We start from the raw sequence: 11296 nt of genomic DNA, 5'->3' as shown, positions 1-11296 counted from the left end.
CCGGGGAGGGCTGGTCGGAACGGCTCGGCGACGTCCTCGCCACCTGCCGGGTGTTCGTCCCGCTGTTCTCGCCGCGCTACTTCGCCAGCGAGATGTGCGGCAAGGAGTGGTACGCCTTCGAACAGCGCGCCATCCACCACCGCGCCCGCTCCAACCAGCCCGCCGAGGCCATCGTCCCGGCCCTCTGGGTACCGGTGCCGCCGAGCCAACTGCCCGGCTCCGCCGAGCGGTTGCAGTTCAACCACCGTGATTTCGGGGAACGGTACGTCAGCGACGGCCTCTACGGCCTGATCAAGCTCAGACTCTTCGCCGAGGAATACGAACGGGCCGTCTACGAACTGGCCAAACGCATCGTGAGCGTCGCCGACTCGGTCCGTATCGACACCGGCCGGCCCGTCGACTACCGCCTCGCCCCCAGCGCCTTCGGCTCTCCCAGCAGCGGAGTCGGCGCCCCCCGGCCGATGCAGATCACCATCGCGGCGCCCACCCGCCACGATCTGCCCGAGGGACGCAACAGCGACCACTACGGCGATCACCCCCAGGACTGGAACCCCTACTACCCGGCCGCCGCCCGCCCCCTGGCCTATGTGGCGGAGGAACTGGTCCGCTCGCTCAACTACCAGGCCGTCATCTCCTCGTTCGACGAGGACCGGCACGACGCCAAGGCCCCGCCCAGCACCCCCGAGATCCTGCTCGTCGACCGCTGGGCCCTCATGGACGAGGACCACCGCCGCAGGCTCGCCGCCTTCGACGCGGAGAACCGGCCCTGGGTGACCATGGTCGTGCCGTGGAGCCGCGACGACCACCAGAGCCGAGCGGCGGAGGCCGAGCTCACCGAGAAGCTCGAAGCCACCATGCCGATCAAGATGGGCCAGGGCCGGGCCCTGTGCCGTGCCGCGGCGAAAGGAGTGCCCACCATGGAGGCGTTCGGCCAACTCCTGCCCCAGGTGGTCGAGGTGGCCGCCCAGCAGTACCTCAAGCACGCGAAGGCCTACCCTCCCGGGCCGGGCGGCGGCTCCGGCGAGCGGACCCGGCTCACCGGCCCCATGGGCGGTACGAGCTACATACCCGACCCGCACGACCCTGCGACGGAAGCGGAGGACCTATGAGTGCCGGTCGTGACGGGCGCATCGTCACCTTCTACTCGTACAAGGGCGGTACCGGGCGCACCATGGCGCTCGCCAACACCGCCTGGATCCTCGCGGCCAACGGCAAGCGGGTGCTGGCCGTCGACTGGGACCTGGAGGCCCCCGGGCTGCACCGGTTCTTCCACCCCTTCCTCGACCCGGCCACCCTCGGCGCCACCACCGGCGTGATCGACCTGATCACCGAGTACGCGTGGGCCGCGACCAGCCCCGCCCAGCGCGCCGAGGACTGGCACCGCGACTACGCCCGTATCCAGCCGCACGCCGTGTCGCTGACCCCGGAGTCGCTCGGCTGGGAGTTCCCGCAGGGCGGCACGCTCGATTTCGTCTCCGCCGGACGGCAGAACCGCGAATACTCCGCGACCGTCTCCACCTTCGACTGGGACAACTTCTACGACCGGTTCGGCGGCGGCCACTTCTTCGACGCGCTGCGCGACGACATGAAGGCCAACTACGACTACGTCCTCATCGACAGCCGGACCGGCCTCAGCGACATCGCCGACATCTGCACCGTCCACCTCCCGGACGTGCTCGTCGACTGCTTCACCCTCAGCGACCAGTCCATCGACGGTGCGGCCTCCGTCGCCCGCCAGATCGCCGAGCGCAACACCGGCCGCCCCATCGCCCTCTACCCCGTTCCGATGCGCATCGACGAGGGCGAGAAGGAGAAGGCGGACGCCGGACGGGCACTGGCCCGGCTCAAGTTCGACCGGTTGCCGCGCGACCTGTCCGGGGACGAACTCACCGCCTACTGGGGCGCGGTGGAGATCCCCTACCGGCCCTACTACGCCTACGAGGAGACGCTCGCCACCTTCGGGGACGAGGCCGGACTCACCAACTCGCTGCTCTCCGCCTTCGAACGGCTCACCGCGGTCATCACCGACCGGGAGATCACTTCGATGCCCCCGATCGGTGAAGAGGTCCGCCTGCGGATCCGTGACGCCTTCACCCGGCGCAGGCCCGCCCTGCCCGCCGATCTCTTCCTCAGCTATGTGGCGGAGAACCGGATGTGGGCCGACTGGCTCGAATCGATTCTCACCCGGGCCGGCTTCCGGGTGGTTCCGCGCGACGTCTCCGCCGAACGCCCTCCGGAGGAGGCCGGCGAGGCTCCCGCGGAGAACAACGCCCGCACCGTGGTGCTGCTCTCCAGCGCCTACCTGAAGTCCCAGCGCGCGGTCGAGCTCTGGGAGCGGACCGCCGCGGAGGCCGTCGGCAGCGGCCGCCGCCGACTGGTCCCCCTGCGGGTCGGGGACGTACGCCTGAGCGCCCCCTACATCGACCGCAACCCCGTCGACCTCTTCCGGCTGGACGAGGTGCACGCCACCACCGCCGTGATGCGGGCCCTGGACCGCCCGGTGCAGGTGGCGGACGGGGTCTCGCCCGGGCCCCGCTTCCCCGGCACCGTACCGAGGATCTGGAACGCGCCGCCCCGCAACCCCGGCTTCACCGGCCGCTCGCTCGTCCTGGAGCGGATGCGCGACCAGCTCGGCGGCGGCCTGGCCGTCGTCCTGCCGCAGCCGCAGACCCTGTACGGACTCGGCGGCGTCGGCAAGACCCAGGTGGCCCTGGAGTACGTGCACCGCTTCATGGCCGACTACGACCTGGTGTGGTGGATATCGTCCGAGCAGCCCGACGACGTGGTCGCCTCGCTCGCCGAGCTCGCCGTCCGGCTCGGCGCCCAGGGTGGCGACGACATGGCCGCCGCCTCCCAGGAGGCCGTCGACCTGCTGCGGCGCGGCGTGCCCTCGGACCGCTGGCTGCTGGTCTTCGACAACGCGGACGACCCCGAGCAGCTGCGCCGCTACTTCCCGCAGGGCGGCTCCGGCCACATCCTGGTGACCTCCCGCAACCAGAGCTGGTCCCAGCACGGGGACGCGCTGCCCGTGGACGTCTTCCTGCGCGAGGAGTCGATCGAGCACCTCCAGCGCCGGGCGCCGGGGCTCAGCGACGAGGACGCCGACCAGGTGGCGACCGCCGTGGGCGACCTGCCGCTCGCCGTGGAGCAGGCGGCCGCCTGGATCGCGGAGACCGCCACTCCCATCGACGCCTATCTCGAACAGCTCGCCCAGCAGGCTCCCCAGGTCCTCGGACTCAACCAGCCGGCCGGCTACCCGGAACCGGTCGCCGCGACCTGGAACATCTCCATCGCCCGGCTCAAGGAGCGCTCGCCCGCAGCCGTGCGACTGCTCCAGCTCTGCGCCTTCTTCGCCCCGGAACCGATCTCCGCGAACCTCCTCTACAGCAAGGAGATGATCGACGCGCTGAAGCCGTACGACTCCTCGCTCCAGGAGAAGCTGGTGCTGGGCCGGGTCATCCGGGAGATCGGCCGGTTCGCCCTCGCCAAGGTCGACCAGGTCTCCAACTCCATCCAGGTCCACCGCCTCGTCCAGGCCGTGATCAAGGCGCAGCTCAGCGAGGAGGAGCAGCGCGAGGCCCGGCACGTCGTCCACCGCATCCTGGCCGGCGCCCGGCCCGACGACGACGAGCCGATCGACAACCCGGAGACCTGGCCGCGCTTCGCGACGATCTGGCCGCACCTCGGCCCTTCCGACGCCCGCAACTGCAAGGAGCCGGAGACCCGCAGGCTCCTGATCGACCGGGTCCGCTACCTCTGGAAGCGCGGCGACGTCAGGACCGCGGGGGCGCTCGGCGACGAGCTGCGGGAGATCTGGCGGGAGAAACTGGGGGAGCGGGACCTGCAGTACCTCTACCTCTGCTTCCACCTCTCCAACATCCTGCGCACCCGCGGGCGTTACGTGGAGGCGAAGGAGCTGGACGAGTTCACCCTGGAGCGGCAGCGGGCGGTGCTGGGACCCGAGCACCCGCACACGTACATGACCACCAGCAGCCTGGCCATCGACCTCGGTCTGCTGGGGGACTACGCCCGGGCGATCGAGATGGCGACCGAGGCCCACGAGGGGTTCGGGCAGATCTTCCACGACTCCCACCCCCGGACCCTGGCCGCCGCCAACAACCTGGCCCTGAACCTGCGCAGCGTCGGTCAGTACGCCCGCGCCCGGGAGATCGACCAGGACGTCTACGACCTCCGCTCGCAGGTGCTCGGACCGGAGCACCCCTACAGCCTGTCCTCCGCCATGAACCTCGCCCGTGACCTGCGGGAGGTCGGACGGTACGAGGACTCGGTGGGGCTGCTCAGCACCACGTACAACAGCTTCAAGGAGACGATGGGCCGCAGCTTCCCCGCCACGCTGAGCGCCGCGAAGAGCCTCGCGGTGTCGTTGCGCAGGGCGGGCCGGCTGGAGGACGCCCGCCGTCTCACGGTGGCGACCCGCGCCCGCTACCGGGCGAAGTACACCATCGCCAACCCCGATTCGCTGGCCTGCGACCTCAACCTCGCCGCGGACCTGTTCGCGGCGGGCGAGAGCGCCGAGGCGAGGGACACGGCGCAGGAGGTCGTCGACCAGTTCATGAAGGTGCCGGGGGAGAAGCACCCGTACACCCTGGCGGCGCAGAACAACCTCGGCGTCTACCTGACGGTGGCCGGGGAGCCGGAAGCGGCGGAGCGGGTGCTGAAGCTGGTCGTCGCCTCCATGCGGGAGACGTTCGGCCGGGAGCACCCCAACACCCTGTTCTGTGTGATGAACCTGGCCAGTGCCGCAGCGGACCTGGGAGGGCTGGACATCGTGCTGGAGACCGAGCAGCGGCTGTCCGGGCAGGTGCGCGAAGCGCTCGGGGCACACCATCCGGAGACCCTGGCCATGACCTCGAACATGGCGGTCACGCTCGACGCCATGGGGCGTGAGGACGAGGCGACGCAGTTGCGGGCGGAGATCGTCGTCGAGCTGTCCCGTCAGCTCGGCGACGACCATCCGCTGACCCGTATGGCCCGGACCGAGGAGCGGTTCAGGCGGGAACTGGAGCCGATGTCGGTGTGACCGTCCGGCCGGGAGGGCTCACCCTCCCGGCCCGGGTCCGTCCGGGTGCTCCCGCTCGTCCAGCAGCCAGTCGAGGACCCGGGGGAGCATGGGGAACGCGTCGAAGTGGGCCGCCTTCGGTTCGAGTACGGCGGTGGCGCCGGGTATCTGCCCGGCCAGCCAGCGGGAGTGGCCGACCGGGGAGAAGACGTCCTTCACCCCGTGCCAGAGGAGCACCTTGCCGGTGATCCGGCCGGGATCGAACCCCCAGGGGCTGCAGAACGCGATGGCGTCGTCGATCCAGCCGTACGCCGAGGTGCGCAGCCCCTCGCTGTAGTTGCGCAGCAGCATGGACCGGATCCCCGCGTCGTTCACCACCATCCGGTCGGAGTCGGTCAGCTCCCGGCGCAGGTCGTCCAGGAGCCGGACCGGGTCCCGGCGGATCTGCGCCGAGCGCATGATGAAGGACTCCGCCAGGCTCTTCGGGTCGTCGGCCGCCGTGGAGTACGCGAGCACATTGGACGCGGTCATCCCGTCGAACCAGTCGAGACCGGCCGCGTCCGGGGGCGCGAGACTGACCAGAGCAGCGGTCCGGGTGATGCGTTCCGGCATCAGCGCCGCGCAGGCCAGGGCGTGCGGGGCCCCGCCGGACCGGCCCACCACGGCGAATCGCCCCAGTCCCAACGAGTCGGCGATGGCCCGCACGTCCTCGACGACGTCCTTGATCCGGCGGCCCTCGTGCCGGTCGCTGCCGCCGTATCCCGGGCGGTCGTAGGTGATCAGCTGCGTATGGCGCTGGTACAGCACCATGCCGCGGGGAGCGGGCCCGAGTCTGCTGCCCGGAGTGCCGTGGAGGAGGAAGACCGGTCTGCCCCGCGGGTCCCCCATCCGCTCCACCATCAGATGCCGCCCGTCCGCCGCGAGCACCCGATTGCGCACCCGTTCCTCCTCCGCTCGGTCACCCGGCCGGCCCGGACACGGTGTGCCCGGCGTGTGCTGCCCTTTCGATGATGACCCATCAGAGGCGTTACCGGGACTGCTGGGCGACAGGAACTGTGAAGGTACGGGGAGGCTCCCCCGCGGACGATTTCCGTCTCCGTCCGGACGGGTGGGTACACCGTCCGGACGCCGACGGCGCATACCGGACAGGACCAGTCCTCACCCAGGGGCCATCGATGGTTGCACCAGGTGTTCGCGATCGGAACCGACGTGGCATGACCCGGGGTAGGTGAACGCCTCGCGTGCGAAGCGTCGCTGTCGTGTGCACGTCTGGAAGTCGACCTTGTGCGCGTTTCACCGCGTCGGAATAGTGGGCGCCCCATCCTCCGTGTACGGGCACCCCACTTGCTCCGTGCGCGGCCCCACAGGAGGTCGAAGTTGAAGCATCGACGCATATCCAGGAAGCGCGCGACGCTGGCCGGCTCGGCCGTCGTCGCCCTCGTCGCAGCGGGATTCACGTTCCAGACTGCGAACGCCAGTGACGATGTGCCGGCGTTCGCGGCCAAGACCCTCAGCGCGGACGCGGCCGGAAAGCTGGCCACCGCCCTGGACCGTGACCTGGGCGCGGACGCGGCAGGCTCGTACTACGACACCACGGCGAAGGCCCTCGTCGTGAACGTCCTCGACGAGGCGGGTGCCGAGCAGGTCCGCCAGGCGGGCGGCAAGGCCAGAATCGTTCAGAACTCCCTCGCCGAGTTGAAGTCGGCCCGGGGGACCCTCACCGACAGGGCGACGATCCCGGGCACCTCCTGGGCGGTCGACCCGGTCAGCAACAAGGTGCTCGTCACCGCCGACAGCACGGTCGACGGCGCGGCCTGGAAGAAGCTCTCGGCCGTGGTCGAGGGCCTCGGCGGGACGGCCGAACTCAACAGGACGGCGGGTGAGTTCCAGCCGCTGATCGCGGGCGGCGACGCGATCTGGGGCTCCGGCTCCCGCTGCTCGCTCGGCTTCAACGTGGTCAAGGGCGGCGAGCCGTACTTCCTGACCGCCGGCCACTGCACCGAGTCGGTCACCAGCTGGTCGGACACCCAGGGCGGCTCGGAGATCGGGGCGAACGAGGGCTCCAGCTTCCCGGAGAACGACTACGGCCTGGTCAAGTACACCTCGGACACCGCGCACCCGAGCGAGGTGAACCTCTACGACGGCTCGACCCAGGCGATCACCCGGGCGGGCGACGCGACGGTCGGCCAGGCGGTCACCCGCAGCGGCTCCACCACCCAGGTGCACGACGGTGAGGTCACGGCGCTGGACGCCACGGTCAACTACGGCAACGGCGACATCGTCAACGGCCTCATCCAGACGACCGTCTGCGCCGAGCCCGGCGACAGCGGCGGCGCCCTCTTCGCGGGCGACACCGCGCTCGGTCTGACCTCCGGCGGCAGCGGCGACTGCTCCTCGGGCGGCACGACCTTCTTCCAGCCGGTACCGGAGGCGCTGGCCGCCTACGGCGCCGAGATCGGCTGACGCTCCACCGCGTCACAGCGACACGGAGAGGCCCCCGGGACGCCGGGGGCCTCTCCCTTGTGCGCTGGCGGGGTGCGGCGGGTGTCGTGGTGGCCGGGCGGTCAGGCGGCCTTGGGCAGATTGTCGGAGTCCGCCTTGGCCGGGGAGACGCCGAACACCTTCACGGCCTGGTAGTAGGTCCAGGCCGTGCCGTTGCACGAGGTCTTCGTCGCCCCCGAGTAGCGGGCGCACACGCGCTTGAGGTCCTCGTAGAAGGCGGAGTCGATACGGGCCTTGTTGGCGGAGAACGTACCGGCGGCCTTGTAGTTCCGGTAGCCGAAGTCATGGCGGGCGCAGGAGATCTGGAAGGGGAAGCCGAACGGGTTGTCGGGGGAGCTGCTGCAGTAGTCGGTCGACCAGTTGAAGCCGTACGCGGACCAGGCGCCCTGGTTGTTGCGGGCGGCGTTCCAGGCGTTGTGACTGGAGGCGCTGGTCTGGGTCCAGGAGCTGAGCACCTGGGGTTTGTCGGCGGGGGCGGCCGAGGCGGATGCGGCGGTGATCAGGCTGAGCGGGAGCGACAGGGCGACCGCGGCGAGCGGAACCGTGAATCGACGACGCATGAGCGACCTCCGTGAGGGGGAAAAGGAGTGGTCCTGGCCGTGCTCCTCGTCGGCTGGAACGAGGCCGCTCCAGCATGTCGTCATGCACCTGTCATGCCTAGTCCTCGCGCTGACCGGACATCAAGAATTGGGGCACACGTCAGACGGGGCCGTCACCGGGACGGCCCCGTGAACGTCGCACCGTGCGGGGGCGGGTGTCAGACGGCCGTCGACCCGCCCGCCGCGCGTGCCGTCTCCGTACCGTGGCCGTCGTCCTGCCCGGACCGGTGCCGCATCGACAGCAGCAGGGTCAGCGCCGTGCCGACGACCGCCCAGGCCGAGAGCACCAGCAGGGGCCCGGTGACCGCGTTGCCCCGGAAGTAGGCGATCGAGCGGGCCGTCCAGGTGCCCGCGCCCGGAGGGAGGGCCGGACCGATCGCCCGCCAGAAGTCCGGGAGCATCGGCAGCGGGAAGGCGCCGCCCGCGCTCGGGTTGCCCGCGATGACGATAATGAGGACGGCCAGGCCGATGCCGATGATGCCGGTGAGGGCCTGCAGGGCGAGCGTGGTCATGCCGACCGCGAAGACGACCAGGGCGCCCAGGCCTGCCAGCCCCCAGAAGCTGCCCGGCAGCGCGCCGAGGACCGGGCCGATGATGATCGCGCCGCCGATGCCGCCCACGATCGAGTAGAGGGCCATGGCCCCGGTCCGGATCGCCGCCCGCTGTCGGTTGGCGGGCTTGGCGCCGGAGCTGATGGCCAGGATCGAGGCGCAGAGATAGCCGCCCACGCACCAGCCGACGACCAGGTAGAAGGACGAGAGTCCGTTGAAGTCCTCGCCGGAGGCCGGGGCGACATCCACGGTCCGCACGCTCCGCTGCTGGGAGGCGTCGACCTCGGTGAGGATCCGCTCCAGGGAGGTGGCCAGGGCCGTTCCGCCGCCGGAGGCGACCAGCAGGGTGTCGGTGCGGCCTTCCGGCGAGACGATCAGGGCGCCGTCGATGTCGCGGTTCATGATCTGCTCGCGGGCCTCGGCGGCGCTGTTCACCGTACGGGGGTCGAGCGGTCCGCCGGAGAGCCCGTCCAGCCGCTCGACGAGCTGCTGGGACATCTGCCGCGGGGCCACCACCCCGAAGGCGACATCCGTCGGCTTGGGCTTGTGCAGCGCTCCGACGTAGGACGCGATGAACAGCAGTTGCAGTCCGAGCACACCGATCACGAGCAGGGCGGCCCGTGGGGTGACGGCGTTCTTCACCTCGTCGACGAAAGTCATGCCCCCACGGTCCGGGCGGAGCGGCGTCCGCGCAGGCTGGGCGGGCCGAACGGCGTAGCACCGGGGCGGACGGGCATGCATCGGCCCCTCCCGCAACGCGGCCAGAATCAGCACGCCCCACCGGCTGCTGACGTGATTCAGCACCGTGCGGGCCGGGCAGTCCGCGGGCGGCCTCGTCGAGTGGATCACGCATCGGATCGGAGATGTCCTCGCCGCGCGCGAGCGCCACGACGAGGTGAAGTGAACCCGCCGTCCGTCGGCGCCCCGTTCCCTGTGGAGCGGGGCGCCTTTCCGTGTCGAGCGGCTCCTCGAATGTTTCCCCGGGCCGGCGGTCCGGCCTGCGCGCTGTCGGACCGGTCCGGGGCTGACCGACAGGTAAGCCCTTACCGATCGAAAGCTCAAAACCTAGGGTAAGCCCGACGCGTCGAGTGGCCCGGAAGGGAGGATTCGGTGGATACGGAAACCGCGCCGCGCGCCGGGGTGTGCGAGCGGATCGGGCTGGCGGCCCTGGCGCTGCCCGCGATGCTCGTGATCATGGGAAAGGCCGGAGAGGTGAAGGCCGGAGAGGGAGAGGCCGACAAGTCGACGTCCACGGCCGGGGCGGCGATGTCCTGACCTGACTGACCTGACCGCTCGTCATGCGGCCGGCCATGGCTCGCCCTCTCCGGGGGAGACGGATGGTCGGCCGCGTCGGTGGCCGGGAGCGAGCACCGCCGCCCGCCAGCTTTTACCGACGCGTAACTTCCCTCGCCACCTTACTCGTGCGTAATTTGGCATGAGCACATAAAGCTTGTGGTCCGGGCCACAGGGCGCACCGCCATCGCACCTCCCTTGAGCCGCAAGGAGATCCCACGATGCTGCCCTGGATCCGTGCTGCGCGCGTTCCCCGCGCGCGCAGTCTGCTCGCCGCCCTGCTCCTCTCCCTCACCGTCCTCGTCGCCCCCGCGGCGAGCGCGACCGCGGCCACCCCGGCCGCCGCCGAGGCCACGTCGCGTGGCTGGAACGACTACTCCTGCAAGCCCTCCGCCGCCCACCCCCGCCCCGTCGTCCTGGTCCACGGAACCTTCGGGAACTCGATCGACAACTGGCTGGTCCTCGCCCCCTACCTGGTCAACCGGGGCTACTGCGTCTTCTCCCTCGACTACGGCCAACTCCCCGGCGTGCCGTTCTTCCACGGCCTCGGGCCCATCGACAAGTCCGCCGAACAGCTCGACGTGTTCGTCGACAAGGTCCTCGACGCCACCGGAGCCCCGAAGGCCGACCTCGTCGGTCACTCCCAGGGCGGCATGATGCCGAACCACTACCTGAAGTTCCTCGGCGGTGCCGACAAGGTCAACGCCCTCGTCGGCATCGCCCCGGACAACCACGGCACCACCCTGCTCGGCCTCACCAAGCTGTTGCCGTTCTTCCCCGGCGTGGAGAGGTTCATCAGCGACAAGACCCCCGGACTCGCCGACCAGATCGCGGGATCGCCCTTCATCACCAGGCTCACGGCGGGCGGCGACACCGTCCCCGGCGTCCGCTACACCGTCATCGCGACCAGGTACGACCAGGTCGTGACCCCGTACCGCACGCAGTACCTGGACGGGCCGAACGTACGCAACGTGCTGCTCCAGGACCTGTGTCCGCTCGACCTCTCCGAGCACGTGGCGATCGGGACCATCGACCGCGTCGCCTTCCACGAGGTGGCCAACGCCCTAGACCCGGCACGCGCCACCCCGACCACCTGCGCCTCGGTCATCGGCTGACCCCCGCGCGACGACGGGCCGGGGCCCGGCGTCCGATGGTGCGGACGGCGGACCCCGGCCCGTCACATCCTGCCGCGCCCGACGTCCCGGAGGGGCGCGGCAGGGGTAGGGGGTGCCCCGGCGGTCAGCGGCTGGGGCGGCCGACCGCGGCGGCGGCCCGGCGGCGCTGCGAGGCGAACAGCACGGCAGCCCCGGCCTGTCTCTTATACACATCTC

General features: G+C 70.8%; 8 protein-coding genes. 5 read left to right on the top strand and 3 right to left on the bottom strand.

Going from position 1 to position 11296, the window contains the following annotated elements; genetic code table 11:
- Both fsxC and fxsT read left to right on the top strand, forming a co-directional pair.
- Positions 1 to 1109, top strand: a 1109-nt coding sequence (fsxC, locus tag CR470_RS30260; RefSeq protein ID WP_097870676.1) for an FxsC protein, incomplete at its 5' end; no start/stop codon positions are given.
- On the top strand, positions 1106 to 5041 hold the full coding sequence (fxsT, locus tag CR470_RS30255; RefSeq protein WP_097870675.1) for an FxSxx-COOH system tetratricopeptide repeat protein: 3936 nt from the start codon (positions 1106 to 1108) through the stop codon (positions 5039 to 5041). The genes fsxC and fxsT, both read left to right, overlap by 4 nt.
- Positions 5042 to 5059: 18 nt before the next feature.
- Here the strand turns inward: fxsT and CR470_RS30250 are convergent, their stop codons facing one another.
- Positions 5060 to 5959 (bottom strand): alpha/beta fold hydrolase, encoded by a 900-nt coding sequence (locus tag CR470_RS30250; protein WP_097870674.1) that lies wholly within the window; start codon positions 5957 to 5959, stop codon positions 5060 to 5062.
- A 438-nt stretch (positions 5960 to 6397) separates the two neighbouring features.
- Between CR470_RS30250 and CR470_RS30245 the strand changes: the two genes are divergently transcribed.
- A complete protein-coding gene (locus CR470_RS30245; RefSeq protein WP_097870673.1) occupies positions 6398 to 7483 on the top strand; it encodes a S1 family peptidase in 1086 nt (361 codons plus the stop codon).
- Positions 7484 to 7584: 101 nt separating this feature from the next.
- On the opposite strand, the gene CR470_RS30240 is transcribed toward CR470_RS30245, so the two are convergent.
- Together CR470_RS30240 and CR470_RS30235 are read right to left on the bottom strand one after the other, a co-directional pair.
- Positions 7585 to 8082: a phospholipase gene (locus CR470_RS30240; protein WP_097870672.1), complete on the bottom strand. Its 498-nt coding sequence runs from the start codon at positions 8080 to 8082 to the stop codon at positions 7585 to 7587.
- Between the two features lie 197 nt (positions 8083 to 8279).
- Positions 8280 to 9332: a DUF3533 domain-containing protein gene (locus CR470_RS30235; RefSeq protein WP_097870671.1), complete on the bottom strand. Its 1053-nt coding sequence runs from the start codon at positions 9330 to 9332 to the stop codon at positions 8280 to 8282.
- Between the two features lie 450 nt (positions 9333 to 9782).
- On the opposite strand from CR470_RS30235, the gene CR470_RS39815 reads away from it, so the two are divergent.
- Positions 9783 to 9947, top strand: a complete 165-nt coding sequence (locus tag CR470_RS39815) for a hypothetical protein (protein WP_179892421.1) — start codon at positions 9783 to 9785, stop codon at positions 9945 to 9947.
- A gap of 239 nt (positions 9948 to 10186) precedes the next feature.
- Entirely contained in the window at positions 10187 to 11080 is an 894-nt protein-coding gene (locus CR470_RS30225; protein ID WP_097870670.1) for an esterase/lipase family protein, read from the top strand.
- Positions 11081 to 11296 lie beyond the last annotated feature (216 nt).

Origin of the sequence: Streptomyces sp. rh34, from assembly GCF_002551245.1 — a bacterium.
In the GTDB taxonomy this organism is placed as follows: Bacteria; Actinomycetota; Actinomycetes; order Streptomycetales; family Streptomycetaceae; genus Streptomyces.
Note: the sequence above shows the minus strand (reverse complement) of the source record. Positions and strands in the feature narration are given on the sequence as shown.